Annotated in this window: 23 protein-coding genes; 2 read left to right on the top strand and 21 right to left on the bottom strand. The window is 51.4% G+C overall.

Going from position 1 to position 25,806, the window contains the following annotated elements:
* Window positions 1–8: 8 nt before the first annotated feature.
* The 10 genes from folD to WKI47_RS11650 all read right to left on the bottom strand — a co-directional run bounded on the left by folD (window position 9) and on the right by WKI47_RS11650 (window position 8,736).
* The gene (folD, locus tag WKI47_RS11695) at window positions 9–869 is read right to left on the bottom strand and encodes a bifunctional methylenetetrahydrofolate dehydrogenase/methenyltetrahydrofolate cyclohydrolase FolD (RefSeq protein ID WP_340227300.1); all 861 of its coding nucleotides are present in this window, start codon (window positions 867–869) and stop codon (window positions 9–11) included.
* Between the two features lie 407 nt (window positions 870–1,276).
* Entirely contained in the window at window positions 1,277–1,729 is a 453-nt protein-coding gene (gene nusB, locus WKI47_RS11690; RefSeq protein ID WP_340227299.1) for a transcription antitermination factor NusB, read from the bottom strand.
* 332 nt (window positions 1,730–2,061) lie between these two features.
* Entirely contained in the window at window positions 2,062–2,295 is a 234-nt protein-coding gene (locus WKI47_RS11685; RefSeq protein WP_340227298.1) for a DUF2273 domain-containing protein, read from the bottom strand.
* Window positions 2,296–2,307: 12 nt separating this feature from the next.
* A complete protein-coding gene (gene amaP / locus WKI47_RS11680; RefSeq protein WP_340227297.1) occupies window positions 2,308–2,847 on the bottom strand; it encodes an alkaline shock response membrane anchor protein AmaP in 540 nt (179 codons plus the stop codon).
* Between the two features lie 67 nt (window positions 2,848–2,914).
* Window positions 2,915–3,334 carry an Asp23/Gls24 family envelope stress response protein gene (locus tag WKI47_RS11675; protein WP_037293297.1) on the bottom strand — a complete coding sequence of 140 codons (420 nt, stop codon included), beginning with the start codon at window positions 3,332–3,334 and terminating at the stop codon, window positions 2,915–2,917.
* An 81-nt stretch (window positions 3,335–3,415) separates the two neighbouring features.
* Window positions 3,416–4,804, bottom strand: coding sequence for an acetyl-CoA carboxylase biotin carboxylase subunit (accC, locus tag WKI47_RS11670; protein ID WP_340227296.1), 1,389 nt, complete (start codon window positions 4,802–4,804; stop codon window positions 3,416–3,418).
* Entirely contained in the window at window positions 4,801–5,277 is a 477-nt protein-coding gene (gene accB / locus WKI47_RS11665; protein ID WP_340227295.1) for an acetyl-CoA carboxylase biotin carboxyl carrier protein, read from the bottom strand. Before accB ends, accC begins: the two co-directional genes overlap by 4 nt.
* A 181-nt stretch (window positions 5,278–5,458) precedes the next feature.
* Window positions 5,459–6,712: an aspartate kinase gene (locus WKI47_RS11660; RefSeq protein WP_340227294.1), complete on the bottom strand. Its 1,254-nt coding sequence runs from the start codon at window positions 6,710–6,712 to the stop codon at window positions 5,459–5,461.
* A 342-nt stretch (window positions 6,713–7,054) separates the two neighbouring features.
* Complete coding sequence (gene efp, locus WKI47_RS11655) at window positions 7,055–7,612, bottom strand: elongation factor P (protein WP_340227293.1); 558 nt, start codon at window positions 7,610–7,612, stop codon at window positions 7,055–7,057.
* Between the two features lie 53 nt (window positions 7,613–7,665).
* Window positions 7,666–8,736, bottom strand: coding sequence for a Xaa-Pro peptidase family protein (locus WKI47_RS11650; RefSeq protein WP_340227292.1), 1,071 nt, complete (start codon window positions 8,734–8,736; stop codon window positions 7,666–7,668).
* A gap of 219 nt (window positions 8,737–8,955) precedes the next feature.
* Here WKI47_RS11650 and WKI47_RS11645 point away from each other — a divergent pair, with 219 nt between their 5' ends.
* Both WKI47_RS11645 and WKI47_RS11640 read left to right on the top strand, forming a co-directional pair.
* Entirely contained in the window at window positions 8,956–9,957 is a 1,002-nt protein-coding gene (locus tag WKI47_RS11645) for a DUF1385 domain-containing protein (protein WP_340227291.1), read from the top strand.
* 6 nt (window positions 9,958–9,963) lie between these two features.
* Window positions 9,964–10,350 (top strand): hypothetical protein, encoded by a 387-nt coding sequence (locus WKI47_RS11640; protein ID WP_340227290.1) that lies wholly within the window; start codon window positions 9,964–9,966, stop codon window positions 10,348–10,350.
* 495 nt (window positions 10,351–10,845) lie between these two features.
* Here WKI47_RS11640 and WKI47_RS11635 read toward each other — a convergent pair whose 3' ends face one another.
* The 11 genes from WKI47_RS11635 to pflB form a co-directional block, all read right to left on the bottom strand.
* On the bottom strand, window positions 10,846–12,432 hold the full coding sequence (locus tag WKI47_RS11635; protein ID WP_340227289.1) for a family 10 glycosylhydrolase: 1,587 nt from the start codon (window positions 12,430–12,432) through the stop codon (window positions 10,846–10,848).
* 170 nt (window positions 12,433–12,602) lie between these two features.
* Complete coding sequence (gene mntR, locus WKI47_RS11630) at window positions 12,603–13,028, bottom strand: transcriptional regulator MntR (protein WP_340227288.1); 426 nt, start codon at window positions 13,026–13,028, stop codon at window positions 12,603–12,605.
* A 223-nt stretch (window positions 13,029–13,251) separates the two neighbouring features.
* On the bottom strand, window positions 13,252–14,055 hold the full coding sequence (locus tag WKI47_RS11625) for a metal ABC transporter permease (RefSeq protein ID WP_037289398.1): 804 nt from the start codon (window positions 14,053–14,055) through the stop codon (window positions 13,252–13,254).
* Window positions 14,056–14,067: 12 nt separating this feature from the next.
* On the bottom strand, window positions 14,068–14,844 hold the full coding sequence (locus WKI47_RS11620; protein WP_340227287.1) for a metal ABC transporter ATP-binding protein: 777 nt from the start codon (window positions 14,842–14,844) through the stop codon (window positions 14,068–14,070).
* Between the two features lie 77 nt (window positions 14,845–14,921).
* Window positions 14,922–15,935 carry a metal ABC transporter solute-binding protein, Zn/Mn family gene (locus WKI47_RS11615; RefSeq protein WP_340227286.1) on the bottom strand — a complete coding sequence of 338 codons (1,014 nt, stop codon included), beginning with the start codon at window positions 15,933–15,935 and terminating at the stop codon, window positions 14,922–14,924.
* A 231-nt stretch (window positions 15,936–16,166) separates the two neighbouring features.
* Complete coding sequence (gene metG / locus WKI47_RS11610) at window positions 16,167–18,224, bottom strand: methionine--tRNA ligase (RefSeq protein WP_340227517.1); 2,058 nt, start codon at window positions 18,222–18,224, stop codon at window positions 16,167–16,169.
* A 441-nt stretch (window positions 18,225–18,665) separates the two neighbouring features.
* On the bottom strand, window positions 18,666–18,953 hold the full coding sequence (yidD, locus tag WKI47_RS11605; RefSeq protein WP_340227285.1) for a membrane protein insertion efficiency factor YidD: 288 nt from the start codon (window positions 18,951–18,953) through the stop codon (window positions 18,666–18,668).
* Window positions 18,950–19,414, bottom strand: coding sequence for a Fur family transcriptional regulator (locus WKI47_RS11600; RefSeq protein ID WP_340227284.1), 465 nt, complete (start codon window positions 19,412–19,414; stop codon window positions 18,950–18,952). Before WKI47_RS11600 ends, yidD begins: the two co-directional genes overlap by 4 nt.
* Window positions 19,415–19,640: 226 nt before the next feature.
* A complete protein-coding gene (locus WKI47_RS11595; protein WP_340227283.1) occupies window positions 19,641–22,058 on the bottom strand; it encodes a copper amine oxidase N-terminal domain-containing protein in 2,418 nt (805 codons plus the stop codon).
* 226 nt (window positions 22,059–22,284) lie between these two features.
* Window positions 22,285–23,022, bottom strand: coding sequence for a pyruvate formate-lyase-activating protein (gene pflA / locus WKI47_RS11590; RefSeq protein WP_340227282.1), 738 nt, complete (start codon window positions 23,020–23,022; stop codon window positions 22,285–22,287).
* A gap of 105 nt (window positions 23,023–23,127) precedes the next feature.
* Window positions 23,128–25,392 carry a formate C-acetyltransferase gene (pflB, locus tag WKI47_RS11585; protein ID WP_340227281.1) on the bottom strand — a complete coding sequence of 755 codons (2,265 nt, stop codon included), beginning with the start codon at window positions 25,390–25,392 and terminating at the stop codon, window positions 23,128–23,130.
* Window positions 25,393–25,806 lie beyond the last annotated feature (414 nt).

Here is a 25,806-nt window from a genome sequence, read left to right as displayed (position 1 = left end):
AGCTCCGCTTAAGACAAGCCGTGCGCGCGTTTCGCGGCAACCAGCGTGTTTTTCATGAGCATGGTAATCGTCATCGGGCCTACTCCACCCGGTACCGGCGTGATTGGGCCGGATACGGAGCTTGCCGATTCAAAGTCCACGTCGCCAGCCAATTTGCCGGTGTCCAGACGGTTGATGCCGACGTCGATGACGACAGCACCCGGCTTGATGTAAGAAGCGTCGACGAAGTTGGCACGGCCTACGGCTACGACCAGAATGTCAGCCTGGCGTGTCAGTTCCTTCATGTTGTCTGTACGCGAATGGCACATGGTGACCGTTGCATTCTCGCGTTGCAGCAGCAGGGACACCGGCTTGCCGACGATGTTGCTGCGACCGATGACGACCGCATGTTTGCCGGACATTTCGATGCCTGTGTACTTAATCAATTCGATGACACCAGCTGGCGTACATGGCAGCAAGCTATCGTCGCCGATCACCAGGTTGCCCACGTTCACCGGGTGGAAACCGTCGACGTCTTTGTCCGGCGAAATCGCGTTGATGATCGCTTTTTCTTCGATATGGCCCGGCAGCGGAAGCTGAACGAGGATACCGTTGATATTGTCTTGTTCATTCAGCTTGTGCACGAGCGCGAGCAGTTCTTCCTGCGGCGTATCGGCTTCAAGGCGGTGAACTTCGGAATAGTAGCCAAGGTCTTCGCAAGCTTTGGCTTTGTTGCGCACATAGACCTGGGAGGCCGGGTCTTCCCCGACGAGCACGACGGCAAGTCCAGGTACGCAGTTTTGGGCTGCAAGGGCTTCAACTTCGAGTTTCAGGGTCTGGCGAATTTCGTCCGATACTTGTTTTCCGCTGATAATTTGGGCTGTCGTCATGATTTTATCTCTCCTTTAAAATGGGGTCTAGGTGGGTGTTAGGCTGCGAGGGGAGTTCGTTTCGATCGCGTGTTGAACTCGGGAAAATGGATTGGATTATATTAAGGAATTTTCCCGAGTTCAAAGGCGAACGCTAATAGCATATGCTTCCGAAGTGCATTTCTTCGAAATGCTTTAGCTCCTACACTGAACTCCCCTCTCCGCCAGTTACGTTAGTGAAGGGGCGAGCTAAAAGCATTTTTTAGGGTAGGAAAAGCGTAATTCGCTTGAAGGCGAATTACCAAACGATTATCTGTTCGCTTCTATTCAATTCCTGGCTCCATTAAATGTCTAGCTATATACTTAACTAATTTATCAATGCTTATTGACTACTGAAGCTTTTCTTATCTGCTTGTTTAGTCGAACTCTTATTTCAGCTTGCTTTTCAGCTCGTCGGCGTCTTGGATCATTTTGCCCAGGACGCCGTTGACGAATTTGCCGGATTCTTCGGTGCCGAAATGTTTGGACAGTTCGATGGCTTCGTTGACGGCTACTTTGGCCGGGACGTCTTCGGCGAAGATCATTTCGTAAGCGGCCAGGCGCAGGATTTGGCGGTCTACGCGGGATAGGCGGCTGATTTGCCAGCCTTTGAGGTAGCCTCCGAGCAGATCGTCGAGTGCGATTTTGTTGGTCCATACGCCGTTGACCAGCGCGAGGACGTATTCGGTAAGGCGGTCGGCATCTTCGAGTTTGACTTCGCCTTCGTTTTCGTTGCCGGCCTCCGAAATCAGCATCGAAACGGCATCAAGTGCTGCCACTTCGTTCATTTCCATCTGGTACAAGCTCTGTACCGCAAGTTCTCTTCCCAATCGTCTTTTCATGGGTGCCTCCTGTAATCATCTTCTAATATAGGGCTTCCGTACATGCAAAAACCTGTGAAACGCTTCTCCCGGTGTCCGAACGCTGTTTTTCCCGGGAAAAGCGAGCCGGACGGCTAAAGCTTAAAACCGTGCCAGTCTCGCATTCCGGCGAGAAACGCCGCCTGTCTTGCTCAGAAGACGGACGCAAGCAGTTCTTCTTATGGCTTGTCTTCAATCCAAACAAGCTATTAGTCCGGCGTAAAAACGTCTCACAGGCTTTCGCTCAACTTGCTATCGCAAAAAATAGCGACACAGCTTGTCTTCGCGTTTTGCAGATCATGTTCTTGCTTCTTTTACCGAAACGGCCGCCAGCGTTCAGCCAGTTTCCCCCAGATTTCACCCCAGGGAAGAAGTGGACCGGACTGTAAATCTTTTCGTCGGCCAATCCAAAAGCCAAGCAGAGTCAAAAGAGCTACGACGACCATATGCCAAAAGCCGACGACCAGATAAAGCAGGCCGAAAAACAATCCGCACGCGGTCCAGCTTAGTCGGCCTCCGTACACGGCCCAAATTTCATTCCATTTCATGGGCGCACCTCTCTATTCCACGCGGCTTTTGAAGGCCTGTTGCTGTACCACGCCAGCCACGTAGACAGAGACGGAGGCCACAGGGATTCCCGTGATTTCCTGCACGAATTCCTTGACTCCGCGCTGAATCTCATCCGTAAGTGCAGGGATTGGATATTCGCCGTCGACGACCGTTCGGATTTGTACATCAAGCCCCGGTTCGGTCATGCGAATCCGCGTTCTGGGTTCTTTGACCCCTTTTACACGGGCAGCGGCTTTCAGACACAGATTTTCGATCGTCTCGACCGAGATCTGAATCTCGCCAAGGTCTGTGCGTTGATCGACAGAATGCAGATGTCCCCGACTGCGTCGAAGCGAGACGAACAGCATCCTTAAGCTGATCAGAATAAGCACGGCGAGTGCGGCGATCAGAATCGACAGCGTCGGCAGATCGAATCGGAAATCGACAGGAACCTGAACCGATCTACTGAGCAGGAGGATTGCGAAGACGCTCAAGATCAAAATCGTTACACTGTATACAAACAGCAGCAGACGGTCTACAATTTTTGCCACTTACAGCCAAGCCCCCTCAAAACGGTAGTAAACCCCGACTTTACAGGTCGGGGGTTGGAAAAAATCGTTATTTCACCCGGGGAGTGCCGAGATCGAGTTCTTCAGTCCGTCCTTCGACTGCTTTCGCTCTGAACTGCACATCATGCACATGCACATTGACTTCGATAACGGATAGTCCCGTCATCATCTCGATCGAACGTTTCACGTTGCGTTGCACCGCTCCAGCGACTTCCGGCAAACGGGAACCGTATTCCACGATAACCGATACGTCCACCGCTGCTTCGCGCTGGCCAACTTCGACTTTTACGCCCTTGGACAGATTTTTGCGTCCGAGCAGCTCGGCGATGCCGCCGGCAAACCCGCCGCTCATGCCTGCGATACCTTCCACTTCGATTGTAGCCAGGCCCGCGATCACTTCGATCACTTCCGGCGCGATCTGGATCTCGCCGATCTCCGTGCGTTCAAATTCTGTAGGTAAGCTGCTCATACGATACCATCCACCTTATGGATTATTTATTCCTTCAATATATCATTTGCCGCCCAATGTGACAAACGGTGTTTATCACGTTTAGACTTCGTTTTCTTCAAGGAATTTGATGTCGAAATCACCGCGCACGAAAGTCTCGTGGTTCAACAGACGCTGGTGGAACGGAATCGTTGTCGCAATACCTTCAACCGCAAATTCCGCCAATGCCCGTTTCATCTTCGCAATCGCTTCGTTACGGGTCGGCGCCCAAACAATCAACTTTGCAATCATCGAATCGTAGAAAGGCGGAATGCTGTATCCCTGATAAGCTGCACTGTCTACACGAACCCCAGGTCCACCTGGCGGCAAGTAGAAGCTGATCTTGCCTGGAGCCGGCATAAAGTTGCGATCCGGGTCTTCGGCATTGATCCGGCATTCGATCGACCAACCGTTGATTTTCACATCGGCTTGGGTGAAGGAGAGCGGATTGCCTTCAGCAACCGAAATCATCTCCTGGATCAGATCGACGCTCGTCACCATTTCCGTAACCGGATGCTCAACCTGGATACGCGTGTTCATTTCCATGAAGTAGAAGTTATCATCCGGACCGAGCAGGAACTCCAGCGTACCCGCTCCCGAATAATTAACGGCGTGCGCAGCACGTACCGCTGCTTGACCCATCGCTTCGCGAACTTCTTCAGAAAGAACGGAGCAAGGCGCTTCTTCGATGAGCTTTTGACGACGGCGCTGCACGGAGCAGTCGCGCTCGCCCAGGTGAACAGCATTGCCATGCTTGTCGGCGATGATCTGAATCTCAACGTGCTTCATGCCTGTCAGGAATTTCTCCAGGTAAACGCCCGCGTTGCCGAACGCTTTTTCCGCTTCCTGTTGGGCAGCCACGATCTGCTGACGCAGCGTTTCCTCGTCTTCGGCCAAACGAATGCCTTTGCCGCCTCCGCCTGCCGTTGCTTTGATGATCACCGGATAGCCGATGCCGCGAGCCAACTCCACAGCCTCTTCGAGATCTTCAACCAGGCCTTCGGAACCCGGAATAACCGGTACGCCAGCCTGCTGCATGGTCGATTTGGCAACCGCTTTGTCGCCCATCTTCGTGATTGCTTCCGGCGAAGGTCCGATAAAGGCGATGTTGCACGATTCACAAATTTCTGCGAAATCCGCATTTTCGGCCAAAAATCCGTAACCCGGATGCACGGCGTCGCATTCGGTGAGCGTAGCCACGCTCATCAGGTTGGTGAAGTTCAAGTAACTGTCTTTCGATGCGGTCGGTCCGATACAGTAAGCTTCGTCAGCGAGACGAACATGCAACGAATCGCGGTCGGCTTCGGAATAGACCGCAACTGTCGAGATCCCAAGCTCACGGCACGCACGAATAATCCGCACAGCGATTTCGCCGCGGTTGGCGATCAGAATTTTATTGAATTTCGTCGTTTCCAAATGTATACGTCCTCCTTCCGTTACCGGGTCGCTCATTCCGCTCGAACCAGGAACAGAGGCTGTCCATATTCGACCAACTGTCCGTTCTCGACAAGCACTTCGACGATTTCGCCTTTTACTTCGGCCAAAAGCTCGTTCATCAGCTTCATGGCTTCGATGATGCAGACGACCGATTTTTCGTTGACGCGGCTACCCGCGTTGACATAAACATCGGCATCCGGCGACGGCGAAGAATAGAAGGTACCGACCATCGGGGAGACGATTTTATGTAAAGACTCGTCTGGTGCCGAAGCTTGAGCAGGAGCCGTTGCTGCTGCCGCAGCTTGTGCGGGAACGGCTTGGATCTGTGGCTGCTGTTGGATCGCAACAGGAGCTTGGAGAGCCGAAGCATCAATGCGCGAGCCTTTGCGAATGACGACGCGTGCGCCTTCTTCTTCCAATTCCAATTCCTGAACCGACGTACGGTCCAATAATTCAATGAGTTCTTTAATTTCGCTTATTTTAAACATTCAGGCACGCTCCTTAGCATTTTCAGGCTTGTGCGGGTATTCAACCAGCTTTTTGTAACATGCACGGCAAGCCGTTTACTAACGTTATGTATTATATCACAACACCGTAAAATAAAAAGAGCGGTCTCCCGGAGGAGTTTCCCGCCCTTTTCAACTTCTCTGATCCCTTGCTCCGCCTGGCTTAACGACGATCTTGCGGGCCTCCGACAAATGCCTGTTCCTGCGTATCCAGGTTGTAGGCGGTATGCAGGGCCCCAATAATGTCTTTTACTTTTTCGCCTTCGATGACGCAAGACACTTTAATTTCCGATGTGCTGACCATCTTGATGCTTACGCCCTGATCGGAGATCACGCGGAACATTTCCGCCGCTACGCCAGGGTGGCTAACCATGCCTGCGCCTACGATCGACACTTTGACCAGATCGGTCTCGGAAGTCAGCTCACGGTAAGGGAGACGTTCGCGCGTGCTTTCGATAACGTTCAGTGCGCGTTCGACTTCGGCGCCGTTTACAGTAAACGAGAAATCGGCTTTGCCGTCCTGCGATCCGCTCTGTACGATGATGTCGACGTCTACGCGTTCCGCAGCCAAAGCTCCGAACACGCCTGCCAACACACCCGGTACGTCCGATACGCCCAGAATACTGATACGCGCTACATTTTTATCATAAGCGATCCCGCTTACTACGACTCCCTGCTCCATGCTTGACTCCTCCTCCACTACGGTTCCTTCATTATAGGTAAAGCTCGAACGAACGATCAGACGTACGCTGTTATGCTTCGCGTATTCAACGGCACGAGGATGCAGCACCGCCGCGCCCAGATTGGCCAGTTCCAACATTTCGTCATACGAGATCGACGGCAATTTGCGTGCGCATTTGACGATCCGCGGATCGGTCGAGTAAATACCGTCCACGTCCGTGTAAATTTCACAGGCATCGGCTTTGATCGCAGCCGCGAGCGCAACTGCCGTCGTATCGGAACCGCCGCGGCCAAGCGTCGTAATCTCGCCGTCTTCGCTCATCCCCTGGAATCCGGCGACAATAACGATTTTGCCTGCGTCCAACGCTTTGATTACACGATCCGGACGAATATTGAGGATTCTGGCGCTGCCATGATTGGCTTCGGTCTCGAATCCTGCCTGCCATCCGGTAAAAGATACCGCTTCATGACCGATGGCCTGAATCGCGATCGACAGCAGCGAGATGGAAATCTGCTCTCCTGTGGTCATCAGCATATCCATTTCGCGCGCCGGCAGATTATCGCTTAAGCGCTTGGCCGAGTCGATCAGATCATCCGTGGTGTCTCCCATCGCCGATACGACAATCACACATTGGTGACCTTCTTCTTTTTTCTCAGCGATTCGCTTAGCAACCCGCTGCATCCGCTCGGTGTCGCCGACAGAACTGCCGCCGAATTTCATAACGAATAATGACAAAACGTGTTCACTCCCCCGCATGTTTCCAAAGCTCGCTCGTCAGACAAACGGCTCCGGTCTATTTTATCGCTTTAAATGAGTATAATACGAAAACGCCTCAAGCTTCCATTGTTTTTCGGAAAATTGTTTACACTTTTCTGCATAAGTTTGTATAAAAAAAGCTCTTCACCCGCTAAACGGCGTGAAGAGCTTTTAAATTCCATGCCTGAATCAGCAAAAACTAATACCTTGGCAAGCTACTACCCTATCAACCCTAAAAGTAAGGTTACGTACGTCTGAATCGCACCTAAAGCGTGTGCGTTTCAGTCAAACGTAATCCTTTGATTAAGAGTTGACAAGCTACTAAGCACGGGAAACGTATTTACCTTCGCGAGTATCGATCAGCAGCACGTCGCCTTCGTTGATGAACAGAGGCACTTGAACGTTATGACCGGTTTCGAGTTTCGCGTTTTTGGATGCGCCGGTCGCCGTGTTGCCTTTGATGCCCGGCTCGGTTTCCACGACTTTCAGCTCGACGCTCGTTGGCAGGTTGATCCCGAGGATTTCGCCTTTGTAGCTGATAATATGAACGTTCATGTTTTCGCGCAGGAATTTGAGTTCCCATTCGAGTTGTTCGCTGGTCAGCGCGAATTGGTCGTAGGTCTCGTTATCCATGAACGTGTGTTCCTGGCCGCTTGCGTACAGGTATTGCACGCCGCGGTTTTCGATCTGCGCGCGACCGATCGTTTCGCCGGCGCGGAACGTGCGCTCAACGGTGTTGCCGTTGCGCAGGTTTTTGAGCTTGGAGCGCACGAATGCCGCGCCTTTACCCGGTTTTACGTGTTGGAATTCGATAACGGTGAAGATGTCGCCGTCGACTTCGACGGTAAGGCCTGTTTTAAAATCGTTGACTGAGATCATAGAGGATCCCTCCTTGGAATGGTTGCGTTGCTGAAGTAACTTCTAAGATTGCCTTATGCCATCGGCAGAAGGGTAAGCTCTTTGGTCGAAGAGGTGATGATCTCGATTCCCGTCTCGGTAATCACGATATCGTCTTCGATTCGTACGCCGCCGAAGCCCGGAATGTAGATACCCGGTTCTACGGTTACGACCATGCCCGGCTTCAGGATATCATCGCTGAGCTTGGACAGACGCGGGCTTTCGTGCACTTCCATGCCAAGTCCGTGTCCCGTGCTGTGCCCATAGTTTTCCCCATAGCCATACGACGAGATAATATCACGAGTGAGAGCGTCCGCTTCGCGGCCGGTCATCCCCGGACGAATCTTGTCGAGCGCATTGAGCTGGGCTTCGAGCACGATGCCGTAGACTTCGCGATGACGATCGCTCGCTTCGCCAAGCACGACCGTACGCGTCACGTCGGAGCAATAGCCGTTGAGCAAAGCGCCAAAGTCAAAAGTAATGAATTCGTTTCCTTGCAAAACGCGAGAGCTTGCTACGCCGTGAGGCAGTGCCGAGCGCTCCCCGGAGGCTACGATCGTATCAAACGACGACGAAGTTGCCCCGTTTTCGCGCATGAACATTTCCATCTGCAAATCGAGCTCGCGCTCAGTGACGCCAGGACGAATTTTCGTCAGGATATGGCTGAAGGTACGGTCCGCCAGAACGGCCGCTTCGCGCATGATCGCAAGTTCTCCCTCGTCCTTGAAGATGCGCAGGCCTTCCACAAGACCCGACACCGGCACGAGTTCGACGCCCGCCAGCGCTTCCTTATAGCTTTGATACGTCGCAAATGTGACATGTTCCTGCTCGAAACCGAGTTTCGCCGAAGAACCAAGCAGTCCCTTAACCGTTTCCATCACCTTGGGTGCATGCTCGACCACTTTGAAATCTTTGGCCTGCTGAGGCGCCTGCGTCATATAACGGAAGTCCGTCAGCAAATAGCTTTCCGTTTCCGTGATGAGCACATATCCGGCGGAACCGGTAAATCCGGTCAGGTAACGACGGTTAATGTCACTGGCCACAAACATTGCGCTAACGCCTTGCAAAGCCATCGCTTCGCGCAATTTGTTTACACGCTGCTGCATATTTTCTCCTCTTTCCCGGTGAACCTATATCAGTTCGTATTTTCCAGAGCTTCAAGCGAAATTACCACAGTACATTCTATCATACGCCCGCCCCCTGTGAGAAGCCTTTTTACGCGCAATCCGTATAGGCCCAGAAGCCGCCTGTTCGCTGGTATTTGCCCGTAAAATCCGATACAATGAAAAGAAATGTCTTTTAAAACGTTTAGGAAGGTGAAGGTTTTGTCTGAAAAATCTGCTCCCGTCGCCTACGGCGGACAAGCCGTGATCGAAGGAGTCATGTTCGGCGGCAAGCACGTCAACGTCACCGCGGTGCGCCGCAAGAGCGGGGAGATCACTTTCCTCGAAGTGCCCCGTGAAGAAAAAAGCTGGGTGCGCTCGCTGCGCAAAGTTCCGTTGCTCCGCGGTCTGGTAAGCCTGGTCGACTCCAGCGTCAAAGGCTCCAAGCATCTTAATTATTCGTTCGACGCTTACGCCGACGACGAGATGACGCCTGAAGAACGCGAAGAATTGAAAGCGAAAAACAAAAAAGGCGAAGCAAAATTGAGTCTCGGCGCTATCGTCGGCGTAACCGCCGCGGCGATCATTTCCTTTATCGTCGGCAAAATCGTTTTTACGCTGGTGCCGGTGTTCGTCGAAGACTTTTTGTTCAAAGGTTCGTTCGCCCATCAGATCTACCACAATCTGGCAGAAGGCGGCATCAAGCTCGTGCTGTTGCTTCTGTATCTGTACCTGATCTCGTTGACGCCGCTCGTGAAGCGTTTGTTCCAATACCACGGGGCCGAGCATAAAGTCATCAGCGCGTTCGAAGCCGGAGAAGAATTGACGCCGAAAAACGTGCAAAAATATACGCGGCTGCATTACCGTTGCGGAAGCAGCTTCATCATGCTGACCGTCATCATCGGCATTCTGATTTACTCGCTGTTCAGTTGGGATTCGCTGCTTGAACGTGTCGTGCAACGCCTGCTGCTCCTGCCCGTCGTTATGGGCGTATCTTTCGAATTCCTGAAGTTCACCAATGCCTTGCGTGATGTTCCGGTTCTTCGTTATCTGGGTTACCCAGGGCTGTGGTTGCAACTGTTGACGACGAAAGAACCGACGGACGAACAAGTCGAAGTTTCGATCGCTTCCTTCAACCGGATGCGCGAAGTAGATGCCGTTTATCAAAAACAAGGCGTTCCCGCCTCGGCGCCGAACGCCATACTCGATCCTCTGGAGGGTTGATGTCCGATGAAAAGACCGGGAATCGCAGGCTGGATTATTCTGGCGCTCGCCGCGCTGGGTATCCTCCAACTTCTCATGAATCCGTCGATCACCTGGCTGATTCCGATTGCAATCATTGCTGTGGTGGCGATCTTGTACTTTGTTTTACCGAAAACCCGTCGTCCCAACGGTTATCGTACGGCAGACGGTAAGCGACCTAAAATCAAGCCTTCGGCTCGTACGCAGGAAAAAATGGCACGTATGTCGTCTTCCGGTTCGTCCAAGCCGTCCGCGCCTCGCGGCGGCAAAACGCCTGCACCTTCGAAAAATTCGAAGAAAAAGAAGAACTATCCGTTCCAGGTGATTGAAGGACGTAAAAATAAGGAAGACGAGGACGTGCCGAAGTTTCATTAAGCTGCGGGTGTGGAGCGGAATGCCGGAGGGCATAGCTTGTAGGGTTTCTGGGTGGAGGAACTGCGGCGCGGGCGGGGAGACGTTTCGGGTTCGGCCGCCGTTTTTTTCGGAAAAATGGATTGGATTATAACAAGGAGTTTTCCGAAATACAAATGCTCTCTCACCTCGAAACGTCTCCCCGTTGGTAGGCACTTCGGTTGATCGAGGAACATCAGGCATTCCGCTCATTTTGTGGGTAAGGATTGTAAAAAGCCAGGCCGCGGTAATTTCGCGGCCTGGCTTTTTTCTTGTGAATGAAGAAACCGTGATAGAAAAAACGAAATTCTGAAACGCAAGAATTCTTGGAATCCAATAGCTTGAACGACCTTAGATTTGATGCGGTCAAGGTATTCGTAGCTTGACCGCTTAAGAGGTTAGGTTACGCCCCTCGGAAACCCACTTGAACCGTGTGTGTTTCCGATGAACGTAAGCCTTAGATCTGATGCGGTTAAGCTACTAATTCGCCCAATATTGTTCCAAAGTCGTTTGTACTTTACCGGACAGGATATGCTGGGCGCGGAAGAAGATGTTGCCGTCGACGTTTTGATGGCCGAGGGTATAGGCCAAGTGGTCGGTCAGTTCGCTTGCGCCGCTCCAGCCGGCTTCCGTTGTTCCTACTTTGTAGGCGGCTTCGCCGATGTAGAGTTTGACGTTGGTTCCGGCCACGACGTCGGCCCACCAATCGACTACGGTTTTGTAGTTTGCAGCTGTATTGGCATTGCTCCAATACACTTGCGGCGCGATATAGTCGACCCATTCGTTTTTGATCCAGGTACGGGCGTCGGCGTAGGTCGTATCATAAGCGGTTACGCCTGCGCGGGTGTTGGAACCGAGCGAATCGGTCGAAGCATTGCGCCATACGCCGAACGGACTGACGCCGTAACTGACGGCAGGCTTTGCGGCATGTACGGATTGTCCCAACTTTTTCACGAAATCGTTGATGTTGGCGCGGCGCCAATCGGCTTTGTTGGCAACCGACGCGCTATTGTACTGTTTGTAGGTCGCATCGTCATTGAATTTCTTCGAAGACGATTCTCCGTACGGATAGAAATAATCGTCCAGATGCACGCCGTCGATATCGTATTTATTCACAACTTCCATGACCTCATCAATCACGGATTGACGGGCATCCGGGATGCCTGGATTGATAAACAATTTACTATCGAAATTCACGATCCAGTCCGGATGGGCTTTCGCTACATGATTGGAAGCGAGGCCTGTTGTCGAAGAACCCGTGCTGGCACGGAACGGGTTGAACCAAGCGTGGAACTCCATCCCCCGCTTATGCGATTCCTCGATCATAAAAGCAAGCGGGTCGTAACCCGGATCTTTGCCCTGCGTTCCGGTCAATACATTCGACCACGGAACCAATGTGGACGGGTAAAGCGCATCTGCGCTTGGACGCACCTGCACGAATACGGCATTAATGCCGGTTTCCTGGAGCTGGTCCAGCATGGACGCGAACTGGGCTTTCTGCTTGGTCGCATCTTTGGACGACGGCCAATCCAGACTGGATACCGTCGCGACCCATGCACCGCGAAGCGCGGTCAGATTGCCTTGATTATCCGGTACGCCCGGTGTCGGAACGCCGATCGGACCATCCGGTGTGGTCAGCGTAATCGTCTGGGTAGCCTGACTCCAATTTACGTTAAGGCCCAACCCCTGGCCGACAAAGCGCAACGGAACCATAATCCGTCCGTTCAGACTCGTGACCGAAGCTTCCAGTTCCACAGAGTTGCCGTTCACGTAGGCTGTTTTCGAGCCGAGCGGGATCGAGAGCAGCGTGCCTCCTTGATTGATTTTGACGACCTTATCGCTTTGTGACCACTCGATCTGAGCGCCGAGACTCGTACTGACCAGACGCATCGGCACAAGTGTCGTATTGGATACGATATAAGGGTCCGCGTCGCCCTGAATCCGTTGTCCGTCCAGTATGATTTGAATAACCGATGCCGCGCTCGCTTTCGTTGTCCCAAGTCCGCTCCATGCCGGTAACAGCAGCAGCACGGCCAGAAATACCATAATTCCTTGACGCCATTTCATGTTTCCAAGTCCCTCGTTTCGAATTGATTTCGTTTCGCGCCTTTTCAAACAGGCCTTAACCGTTATACGCAAACCACTTGCTGATTGTAGCGGTAAACGGACGAGAAAACTTTTCGCAAAAAAATCGCAAGCAAAAAGGCATCTGTGCCCAGTGGTCACAGACGCCTTTTCTAATTTTCGGTCGTTGTATCATTCTGGAGTGCTCTAAGCTCTTCCAGACGCTTCGGATCGCCATTGAAATATTCGACCAGCGACTCGATTTGCGTGATTGAATTCCAGCTCAGATGATGCTCAATGCCTTCCACATCCGTGTAGATATGGCTCTCTTCTACCCCGATCAGACGCAAAAATTCTTCCAACAGCTGATGGCGGTCCACCAGTCTTTTGCCGATCTTTTTGCCTTTGCTTGTAAGGATCAACCCGCGATATTTCTCGTACACCAGGTACTCGTCCTTATCAAGCTTCTGAATCATCTTGGTGACTGAAGAAGGATGAACTTCCAACCCTTCGGCGATATCCGATACCCGGGCGTAGCCCTTTTCCTCAATCAGCAGGTAGATACGCTCCAAATAATCTTCCATACTGGGCGTTGGCATCCGCTTCCCTCTTTTCCTTGACTTGAGGCCGCTTTTACGCGACTCTCTCGATAATGACGCCGATGAACACATGCCTCGCCGCTTCAAAAATGCAACTTGCGAGACCTGCGTTCATGATGCGTCAGCCTTGCATGTTCATAACGCCAGCAAAAAACGGCTCTTACTATGATACCTTTATTCGAAGCCTATTGGCAAGTTCATGTCACAAAAAAAGAGGATACCGTTAGACGGTATACCCTCTTCGCGCAACCAGCGTTAGCAGCAGCATCAAAATCAGCAAAAGGACAATCGTAGCTCCCGGCGCAAAATTCCAAATACCCGCAACGATCAGACCTACAATCACGGCGATCTCCGCTACAGCCACCGACAATATGATCGACATGCGGAAGCTTTTAGCCAAGAACAAACTGCAAGCAACCGGAATCGTCAATAGTGCCGATACCAGCAGCGCACCGACGATCTTGATGGCTGTACTGATTACAAGCGCCGCAAGCACCGTAATCAACATATTCAGCAACTTTACAGGAAGTCCGCTTACCGCTGCCGCATCCTCTTCGAACGTGAGTAGGAACAACTCCTTGTAAAAGAAAACCACGACAGCCACCACGACCACCGTAACGCCGCCTACCAGATATAGATCGGTCCGGCCCAGCGTATAAATACTGCCGAACAGATAGCTCGTGACGTCCGTATTGTAGCCTTGCCCAAGCGTGAACAGGAACGAAGCCATCGCCACGCCGCCCGACATGATCACCGCAATCGAAAGCTCGGCATACCCTTTGTATGCACGGCGCAGCTTCTCGATCGCAAAGGATGATATTACGGCAAACACCAGACCGACCACGAGCGGATATACATTAATCAAAAAACCAAGCGCGACCCCTGCGATCGTCACATGCGCCAGCGTATCCCCGATCATCGATAGGCGACGCAGCACAAGAAACATGCCGATCAGCGGTGCTGTCAATCCAATCAGCAGTCCGCCAAGTAAAGCACGCTGAAAAAAGTCACTGAACAAAATTTCCAAATTACCGTCTCCTTACCCTTGCTCCGCCGATCCGACAAGCGGTATCGAATGTTGCAGGTTCGTTTCGCCGCAATCCAGATCGTCGTGCGAATGACGCACGAAAAACTTGATTTTTCCGTTTTGCTGCCTTGGTTCTTTGCCCAGATAGTCTTCCAGGCGATCAATATCGTGCGACACCATCAGGAAGGTGATATTGTGATGCTGGTGCATATGCCGAATCAGCTCGAAAAAGCCGTCCTGCGTCTCTGCGTCGATTCCCACCGTCGGCTCGTCCAGCACAAGCAGATCCGGTTGATTGATCATCGCGCGCGCCAGAAATACCCGCTGCTGCTGACCGCCGGACAGACGTCCGATACGTTTGTCCGCGATGTCCTCGATCCGCATAACCTGAAGCGCGTCTTCAAGCTTCGCTTTGGCGTCTTTGCCCATTCGACGGAACAAGCTTTTGTTCGTGTAAAGCCCCGAAGTCACCACTTCACGTACCGTCGCCGGAAAAAGCATGTTCAGTGCATTTTTTTGCGGCACGTAACCGATTCGTTCCCAGTCGCGGAAACTGCGGATCGATTCGCCGAACAAACGGATCTCCCCGCTCGTCGGCGGCATCAATCCCACCAGCATTTTGAGCAGCGTCGTTTTGCCGGCTCCGTTGGAACCGACGATACCGACGAAATCACGTTCTTTGACGCTGAAGCTCAGGTCTTTCATGACATGCTGGTCTTTATAGGAAAAGGACACGTCGCGTAGCTCGATCATCGGCTGGTGACAATCCACAGTCGGAAAAGCGGACATGGCATTCCCTCCTTTTTATCTGCGTCCACTCAAACACGCGGCTCGGCAGATTGCCGAAACCGCGCACTTGTCTCTTTCTATTGTAAGGCGAGAAGAAGATTTTGCAAATTCTTTTGCATCAAACTGAAGTAATCATCGCCGTCTTTGGCTTGTTGCTCTGTCAGGCCTTCAACCGGATTTAACACCAATGTCTCAACCCCGGCTTCGTCCGCCAGCGTTTTAGCCAATTTATCCGATACCAGCTCTTCGAAGAAAATATAGCGAATGCCTTCTTCCTTCACCAGCTTCGCCAGATTCAGCATATCCTGAGCACGCGGCTCAGCGTCCGGGGACAGACCCATGATGGCATGCTGCGACAACCCGTAATCACGCGCCAAATATCCAAATGCCTGGTGGGAGACCACGATTTCTTTATTCGTCAGCGGGGACAGCTTCTCCGTGAATTCGGCATCCAGTTGTGTCAATTTGTCGGCCAAAGCTTCATAACGCTCGTCGTAGCCCGCTTTGTGCTCCGGATCAGCTTCGACGAGACTGTCGCGGATATTCCCTGCCATGATCAGCGCCGATTTCGGACTGACCCAAGTATGGGGATCGGTATGTTTGGCATCGGCAGATTCTTCGGCATGTTCGTCCTCCGAATGTTCTTCGCCTTCATGGTCGTGATCTTCTTCGGTAGCCCCGTGATTGTGTCCGTCGTCTTCGGTTGTCAGAATCAGATCGACGCCCTGACTAACCTCCACCGCTTTGACTTCGGAATCCGAATCCAATCCTTTCAGAAAGTCCGGTACCCATCCTTCAAGCCCGGCACCGTTATAGAAAAAAAGTTGAGCTTTCGACGTATTCACGATATCCTGACCGCGCGGCGTCCAGTCATGCGGTTCTACGCCCGTCGGCAAAAGATTGATCACATTTGCATCTTCGCCTCCGATGGCAGAAGCGAATTCGTAGATAGGGTAAAACGTAGTGACCACATTGACCTTGCCTTCAACAATGGTTCCGGTCGAGCTTCGCCCACAAGCGGATAATACAAGCAATGCCACCAATGCCAAGCCGATAGCCAAGCGTCTTACATATTTGTTGTTGCGCTGCATATTCAGAAACACTCCATTTCCTATAGAAAAATCGGATTCCAGGCAAGTCTGCCCTAATCGTAACCTTACCGATTATAGGAGTCTGATTCGGCGTTGTCAACCTTTTTCGATATATTTACGATTAGAGCGCGTCTTCGTTTGCACATAAGAAAAAACCGGACTTCTCCACGGCGGAAGAAATCCGGTTCTTTCATCGCTTTCCTGCTTGTCGGAACAAAACGCGGGAACGTTTTATTTCACAATGGCACCGTTCGGCATCGAATCCGGTACCGTCGCCAATGTCAGTTGATCGCCGTGCGATGCCGCCAGGATCATGCCACGGGATTCTTCTCCGCGCAGCTTCACCGGCTTGAGGTTGGTTACGCAGATTACTTTGCGGCCAATCAGCTCTTCAGGCGCATAGAACTTCGCGATGCCCGACACGACTTGACGTTGTTCAAAGCCAAGGTCAAGTTGCAGCTTCAGCAGCTTATCGGCTTTTTTGACCGGTTCGCAGGCAATCACTTGAGCGACGCGCAGTTCCACTTTGCCAAAGTCGTCGATACCGATCTCTTCTTTCGGTTCCGGTGTTTCGATCGGCGCCGCTGTTTCGGCCTTCGTAGCTTCTTCCGCTTTCGCCACAGTGCCGCCGCTCATCGACTCGACAATGTTTGCCACTTCGACTTCCACATCGAGACGCGGGAAGATCGGATCGCCTTTTTGCAGCTTGGTTCCGGGAGCAATGACGCCGAATGTCTTCGTCGTGTCCCATTCTCTCCATGCCGCCGCTTCTTCGCCTGCTATACCGAGTTGGGTCCAGATCAGCTTCGGGGCACGAGTCAGGAACGGTTGCAGCAGCAAGGACGCGATACGCAAGCTTTCGATCAGATGCAGCATCACCGATTCCAACTCGGCTTTGCGGCTTTCGTCTTTGGCAATAGCCCACGGCTGCGTCTCGTCAATATATTTGTTTGTGCGGCTTACGAATTGGCTGATAGCCGTCAGGGCAACAGAGAATTCCATGCCGTCCAGCGCCTGCTCGACTTTATTCACCGCCGCGATCGCCGCTTCTTCCAAAGCAGCGTCAAACGGCGTAACTTGTCCGTTGTAAGCAGGGACTTCGCCGCCTACGTATTTATCCACCATCGCGACCGTACGGTTCAGCAGATTGCCCAGATCGTTTGCCAAGTCGGAGTTGATGCGCTCTACAAAACTTTCCGGCGTGAATTGTCCATCCGAACCGAAAGGTACTTCGCGCAGTACATAATAACGCAGCGCATCCAGGCCGTAACGATCGATCAATTTGACCGGATCGATTACGTTGCCTTTGGATTTGGACATTTTGCCTTCACGAGTCAGGAACCATCCGTGACCGAACACTTTTTTCGGCAGCGGCAGATCCAGTGCCATCAGCATGATCGGCCAGTAGATCGTATGGAAACGCAAAATATCTTTACCCACCAAATGCACGTCGGCAGGCCAATATTTTTCGAACAGCGCCGGATCTTTCGAACCGTAGCCCAGTGCCGTGATGTAGTTCGACAACGCATCGATCCACACGTATACGACATGCTTCGGATCACTTTTGACCGGAACGCCCCATTTGAACGTGGTACGCGATACGGCCAGATCTTCCAGACCCGGTTTGATGAAGTTGTTGACCATTTCGTTTTTGCGGGACTCCGGTTGAATGAAGCCTGGGTTGTCTTCGTAATATTTCAGCAGGCGGTCCGCATACTTGCTCATTCTGAAGAAATAACACTCTTCTTTGACGAGTTCGACCGGATGGCCGCTTTCCGGGCTTTTGCCGCTGATGACTTTATTGTTCTCGTCGCGCACAACGTCAGCCAATTGCGACTCGGTGTAGTACGTTTCGTCCGGGATACTGTACCAACCTTCGTATTCGCCTTTGTAAATATCGCCTTGCTTCAGCAACCGTTCGAAAATATCCTGAACGACTGTAATATGACGTTCTTCCGTTGTCCGAATGAAGTCGTCATAGGAGATATCGAGCTTATCCCACAGACTGCGAATCCCTTCGACGATCCCGTCAATGAACTGAATCGGCGTCTGGCCGGCTTCTGCTGCTTTTTGCTCGATCTTCTGCCCATGCTCATCCGTTCCCGTCAAGAAACGCACGTCATAACCGCGCAGTCTTTTGTAGCGGGACATTGCATCGGCGGCTACCGTCGTATACGTATGTCCGATATGCAGCTTGCCGCTCGGGTAATAGATCGGCGTCGTAATGTAAAAACTTTTTTTCTCTGTCATGCTCTTCTCTCCTTTTAAAAAAGATTCGGAGCGGAAAATATCAAAAAGACTCCCGCCCCATAAAATGGGACGAGAGCCGTAAGCTCGCGCGGTACCACCCACATTCCCTTCGTTCTCGCGAATCGAAGGCTCTGCCGGTCACATTCGACCGTCCATTAACGCTGGAACACGCCTTGCACTCACTCTTCGCCGACCGAACTTGTTCAATCGTCCAAACCGGATAAGGCTTGTCCGCTGATTCAACTCGTCACGTCGTAGCTTGTACAAAGTTCCTCCCGGACCATATTCGAAGGCTCTTCCAGACCGGTTCGCAGCGTATTTCCCGGTTCTCTGAGGCTGGTGCTTCCTTCTACTCATCCGTTCTTCGGACTTCATTATTAAAGGTGTAACGCAATATCACGATTGCGTTACACCAAAATATACCGAAGAAAAGCCCGCGGTGTCAAGTATACTGCCGACAAAAAAAGTCCACGTTCCCAATCAAACGCGGGTTCCGTGAACTCCTCCGTGCCCTTCGTGATCATCCGATTTTGACTCTCGGGAAATGCGTGGCGGTACCGGATCATAGCCGCCGGCATGCAGCGGATGGCACTTTGCGATTCTTTTCGCGGCCAACCAGCTTCCTTTTGCCGCCCCATGCTCCTCAATGGCTTCCAGCGCATACGCTGAACAAGTCGGCACGAACCGACAGCTTGGCGGCGTAAGCGGGGAAATGAACTTCCGGTAAAAACGGATCGGTCCCTGGACGGTCCGGCGGGCGATTTTCATCGCGCTTCACGCTTCCCGGCAACTGCTTTAACCGGCTCCTGCGCTACTTCTTCCCGGCAATCCTTGCAATAACCAAAAACTTCGAACTTATGCTTCACGACCTGGAAATCATCCGGGGACTCCGTCAACTGCATCGGGCAAAACGTAATCGGATACGTTTTTTCACATTGCAGGCAGATCATATGGTGGTGGTGATGGTCTTCGCTGCAATGCAGCTTAAACTTCACGCCTTCTTCAAATACGATCTGCTCCAGCACGCCAAGCTCCTGCATCACGCGAAGATTACGGTAAACCGTGTCAAAGCTAAGTCCTTTGTATTTTTGTCCCATATAGTCATAAACATCCTTGGCCGACAGATAACCGGGCGCTTCCGCAAATAATCGTGCCAACGTTTTGCGTTGATCCGTGATTCGCAACCCTTGTTCAGCCATGATCTCGATAATACGTTCCATCGAAAGCATCGGTAATCCTCGCCTCCTGCCGTGTCCGGCTTATTACTTGGAGCGTCTTTATTCGTAACGCCCTTCATTAATAATGCCCCAAATGAAGCACAGAGTCAATCAACTGCCTATCCATAGAAAAGCGAAAAGCCCGGCTCCGCAAAAAGCAGAACCGGGCTTTCGATCATCCAATATAACGCCTCTCCGATACGGATGAAGCATAGGAAGTCGCGGTGTCAGAGATTCACTACTCTTTGCGTGCCGGCATCTGGCTGAAGATCAGATTGACCGATAAGTTGCTGCCCGGTGCCGGAGTGAACTCCAGATCCACGCTTTCCGTGCTGCTACCGGTACGATACACGACGCCGGCTTCGCTCGACGTGTTCAAAGCCGCGCCGACCAGGCCCAGACTTTGCCCGGACAACTCGACGAGCTGACCGTTCACTACGATCCAGCCTGCGTATTTGCCGCCGCGTCCGTTGAAGGTAATCAGCGTGTTCGGAGCGACTTTGTCCAGATGAATCTTATACAATACGCCGAAGTTGCCCGCGTTCGATTCCGGCGTGTTATTCGGCGCATCGACGCCCGTCAGGTTCAGGTCGTCCTTGTTGTCGCCGATAATGAGCTTCGTCGGCGTTGGACCGCCTACAGGCTCGAACACGTCGATGATTTTGGTCGCGAGCGGGTACGTACCCCGGTTGTGGACGCCGTCGCGCGCGGCGGTGGTCAACGTTTTGGCCGCCTCGAACGGATCAAGTCCCGTATCGATCATCAGCGTGCTGTATGTGATCGGCTGCGTCGAAGTGACGTCGGCGATCAACGAAATTACCGTTTTGTTCGCCATCGGAATCGCGTTCAACTCGGTCAAAATGATTTTGCTTTCGCCCGGCTGAAGCGTGACGCTCGACTTTTTCGTGCCGTCGATCGCCGATTGGTGATAACGCTGCACGGACACTTTGCCCGCCGCCGTTGCAAACGGGCTCGGTCCGCCGAAGCCGCTGTCCAGCGTTTGAATCGTCGTCGGCGTCGCGTTATTGTTCGTCGCTACGACATACATGGTTACGCGCTTGCCGGTATAGTTCGCGTGGTGGATCATAAAGCGAACTTTGCCGGACAGCGTATCTTCGTACATTTTTCCTGTGCTGTATACCGATTCCGGGCTATTGCTTCGATACAAGGTCACGTCGCCAAGCGTATCGTAACGTTCCACTTTTTGCATGGACGGAACGCTGCCGCCATCAAACAGGAATTTGCTTCCGATCGGCACGAACAACGCGTTGTACTCATCTTGCGTGTACAAAACTTCGTCGGTAATCGTAATGGTCTTCGTGAACGTATTCGTAGCGCCATCTTCATCCGTTACGGTCAAGGTAATGGTTTGAAGACCCGAAACGAAATAAGCCCCCTTCTGGTTTTCCCATACACGGCTGTTGGCTTCCGGCAAATTGCCGTCCGGATCGTAACTTTGGTCCGTATAATTAACCGGTTCGCCCAGGCGGTACGTGTCTTTGTCCGTCATGAATTGGGCTACAGGCGCCTGGTTCGGCGCTTCGACCGTTACTGTCTGGCTGTACGGATCACTCCATTGCCCTTTCGAATCCTGGACGGAATACGTGACCGTATAGGTTCCGGGATCAGTAAAGACATCCTGACGACCTTCCCAACGCTCATCGACGATATCGTAACCGCTAGGCGATTGCGATTTCGTCGTATACGTCACCATCGTCTCGCCGGCAATGATTTTTTCCGGAGTCACGGTGAACGATGCGGTAGGCTTCGAAGAAATCGTCAACGTGATCGTTTTGGCTTTATAGTCGATCTTGTAAGGAATACCGAGTGCTTGCGTAATCGAAGTCAGCGGCACCATAAAGGTACTTTTTTCCTGATACGACGTTCCCTTCATCTTGGTAGGCACTCCGTTTACCGTGTAGGTATCGGTTCCCAATTTGAAGCGCAATTCATCTGTACCTTTTGTAATGACGGTTTCTTTCGTTTTTGCATCGTATGTAAGTTTGAGGCCTACACGATTAACAAACGAACGAGCAGCAATGTACGACACACCGTTTTTAGCAGCCATTGGCTGAGCAGCGGTATAGGTCTGTCCGTCCTGATACATTTTGTCACCATTGATAATCAGAACGAGCTGATCCGTTCCCAGTGTCGTCGACGCGTCGAATGTTGGCACCGTAGGTGTTGTTGTACTCGGAGTCGTTGTACTTGGAGTCTTCGTTGGTGTTCCAGTGCTTGGCGTAGTCGGTGTGGTGGCCGGGTTCTCCGTAGCCGGTACAGTTGTTTCGTTGGTTGGAGTTTCCGTTGTACCCGTTCCGTCAACAGGCGTTTGCGTATCAGTAGGCACGCTGCCTTCAGCTCCTGTCGGATCTGTCGGGGATTGTTCGCTTTGCGAAGACTGTGCATTTGTAGATGCTGCCGGATCGGCAACAGAGTTTGTAGCTTCATTAGTTGTTGCGTTCGGTGTAACTTGCGTCTGTGCCGCAAGCTTCTCCGTATAGGTTTTGGACGCTCCGTCTTGTTGTACAACTTCTCCTTGTACAACAACTGGCGTATTACCCGATGTCGCTGCTGCCTGGGCCGATGCCGGAGGTAGCATGGCTGCTGCCTGCACAACAACCAGCAGAGCGATGATCGTGATTTTCTTCAGATTCATTTTACGACTCCCTTTATAGCTGAATTTGGTCCTTCTCTCGCTGAGCACATAGATTTAGACGCACCAGTCTGTTAAAAGTTTCTGTAAAACACTAAAAAAAGCGCCCTTCCTATAAGAGGAAAGGTCGCTTTTTGTAAACGTTATGCAAGCATTTACACAGTTATCAACCTGTTAATATTTAAAAAGATAATTTCTTGAATTTTAGGTATTGAGCCGACAAAAGCAGTTATGCCATTTGCATGTTACGGCCTTCTTCAATCAGCTTGTATGCACGTTGGACCTGTTCGTCCGTTGGAGAATCTACACCTTCCAGCGGATATTCCCGACCAAGTTCTTTCCATTTATAAATGCCCATTTGATGATAAGGAAGAATTTCGAATTTCTCAACGCCGTTTAACGTTCCGATAAACTTCCCAAGATCTCGCAGGTTATTTTCATCGTCATGAATGCCAGGTACGAATACGTGGCGAATCCACATTTTTTTGCCGTGCTCGGATAACCACTGTGCCGTACGCAGCGTTTGTTCGTTGCTGACACCGGTCAGTACTTTATGCTTGTCGTTGTCGATATGCTTAATATCCAGCAGAACAAGATCGGTTACATCCATCAGATATTGAATTTTATCGGGATTGTTGAAGCCGTTACTGTCGAGCGTAGTATGCAGTCCCCAACGTTCTTTCACTTCGCGGAATACTTCGGCTACAAATGCAGCTTGCAGCGTAGGTTCGCCACCCGAGATGGTTAAACCGCCGCCGGAAGAACGGTAATAATTCAGGTACGGCTCTATTTCGGACAATGCCTCTTCTACGGTTACCTCTTTGCCACCGTCAAAATTCCAAGTATCGGGATTATGGCAATACTGGCATTTCATCAAGCATCCTTGCATAAATAATACGAAGCGAATTCCCGGGCCGTCTACCGTCCCGAATGTTTCCAGTGAGTGTATGCGTCCTTTGTGACTCATTCGTCGTCACCCTTTCAATAATAACGGCGCTCACATCCCGCGAGCGCCGTATAGTTGATGTTGAATGAACAGGTAGCCAGCGTGAGGATTAACGCTTCGGCTTACTTACATATTGGAGTGGAACGTACGGTTGATAACATCCAATTGCTGTTCGCGAGTCAGCTTGATGAAGTTAACGGCATAGCCCGATACGCGAATGGTCAATTGTGGGTAGTTTTCCGGATGTTCCATAGCATCCATCAGTTGTTCGCGGTCGAACACGTTCACGTTCAAATGGTGGGCATTGCTACCGAAGTATCCGTCCAGCATCGCAACCAGGTTCGATTTACGTGTTTCTTCTTCTTTGCCCAGTGCTTTAGGTACGATCGAGAAAGTATTCGAAATCCCGTCAAGGCTTTCTTCGTAAGGCAGTTTGGCAACGGAGCTCAGGGAAGCCAAAGCGCCTTTTTTATCGCGACCGTGCATTGGGTTAGCGCCTGGTGCGAATGGTTCGCCAGCTTTACGTCCATCCGGCGTCGTACCTGTTTTCTTGCCGTATACGACGTTCGAAGTAATCGTCAGTACAGATTGGGTAGGCAGCGAATCGCGGTATGTTTTGTGTTTGCGGATCATACCCATGAATTTCTCAACCAGTTGCACGGCGATTTGGTCAACGCGGTCGTCGTTATTACCGTAGCAAGGGTATTCGCCTTCGATTTCAAAATCGATCGCGATGCCTTGTTCGTTACGGATCGGCTTAACTTTTGCGTATTTGATTGCGCTCAGGGAGTCAGCGGCTACGGACAGACCCGCGATACCGCAAGCCATTGTACGCAGAATGTCGCGGTCATGCAGCGCCATTTCAATACGCTCGTAGCTGTATTTATCGTGCATGTAGTGAATGATGTTCAGCGCGTTCAGGTATACTTTGGACAGCCATTCCATCATTGGCGTGTAGCGTTTCATGACTTCGTCATAGTCGAGATACTCGGAAGTAATGGCTGGGAATTCAGGTCCGACTTGTTCCCCGGACTTCTCGTCTTTACCGCCGTTGATTGCGTACAGCAATGTTTTTGCCAGGTTGGCACGAGCGCCGAAGAATTGCATTTGCTTACCGATACGCATTGCGGATACGCAGCATGCAATACCGTAGTCATCGCCGTAGATCGGACGCATCAGATCATCGTTTTCGTACTGAATCGAGCTTGTTTCAATCGAAACCTTCGCACAGTATTTTTTGAAACCTTCTGGAAGTTGTTCCGACCACAGTACAGTCAAGTTTGGTTCCGGTGCAGGTCCCAGGTTGTACAATGTGTGCAGGAAGCGGAAGCTGCTCTTTGTTACTCTGGTTGTTCCGTCTACGGACATACCGCCGATGGATTCGGTTACCCAAGTTGGGTCACCGCTGAACAGTTCGTTGTAGTCAGGCGTACGCAGGAATTTGACGATACGCAGTTTCATAACGAAATGGTCGACCAGTTCTTGAGCGGTTTCTTCAGTCAGAGTGCCTTCAGCCAAATCGCGTTGCACGTAGATGTCCAGGAAGGAAGATACGCGTCCCAGCGACATTGCCGCACCGTTTTGTTCTTTGACTGCTGCCAGGTAACCGAAGTACACCCATTGGAAAGCTTCTTTGGCATTGGTTGCCGGTTTGGAAATATCCATGCCGTGCAGTTTAGCCATTTGTTTCAATTCTCCGAGCGCGCGGAATTGTTCCGAGATTTCTTCGCGCAGACGGATCGTATTTTCGTCCATGCCGTCGCCGATCGTTTCGTTATGCTCTTGTTGTTTTTGTTTCATCAGGAAGTCTACGCCGTAGAGAGCTACGCGACGGTAGTCACCGATGATGCGGCCGCGGCCGTAAGCATCCGGGAGACCCGTTACGATACCCGATTTACGAGCGGCGCGAATTTCCGGTGTATAAGCATCGAATACGCCTTGGTTATGCGTTTTGCGAATATTGGTGAACGTATCAACGATCGATTGCGGAACTTCGAAGCCGTAAGCTTTACAAGCATCGATAACCATCCGAATCCCGCCGTAAGGCTGGATAGCACGTTTGAAAGGTTCATCTGTTTGCACGCCTACGATTTGTTCTTTTGCTTTATCCAAGTAACCCGCGCCGTGCGAAGTGATCGATCCCGGAGTGTTGACGTCTACGTCCCACACGCCGCCTCTTTCTCTTTCTTCTTTCGACAACTGGGAAACGATTTTCCAGAGATCATTTGTATTTTGCGTAGGACCCGCCAAGAATTCTTCATTACCTGTGTAAGGAGCGATGTTCTCGTCGATGAAGTTCTTCGTATCCACGTGGTTTGTCCATTTACCTGCTTTGAAATTTCTCCATGCTTCCGAATTTGCGCCTGTGATTTCTTTTTCGATAACCGACATGTGATTACCTCCGTTTATATGTTTGGCTGAGATCACGGGAGGAAGAGGCGTTCCGCGTCTCGCTTCAGATCCCTTACTGTCGGCAACCGTGCCAACAAAGTGAAATTTATCACATTCATCGAAAGAACTAGGCTAATCTTTTCTGTATCGCCTCTCGATGTGATTGGGGACCTTTTATGCTTTTATTATGCCTTTACTGCCTGCGGATTACTGTGACATTTCTCACAGAAATCCATTTTTTTATGATCTTTATCACTTTTAAAGCCGTTTTCTGAATAACACATCATTTCATGACTGTTTTTCACATTTACATGATAGCTAACTTTCTTTGTCTATCACGAATATGAAATCAAAAAAAGCGGCGCACTCATCTATATGAGCACGCCGCATCGTAGATACGAGAGTTTTGTTGCT

The sequence above is a fragment of the Saccharibacillus sacchari genome (assembly GCF_037722395.1).
GTDB lineage: Bacteria > Bacillota > Bacilli > Paenibacillales > Paenibacillaceae > Saccharibacillus > Saccharibacillus sacchari_A.
The sequence above is the reverse complement of the archived record's forward strand: the minus strand, read 5'-3'. Positions and strand labels throughout refer to the sequence as shown.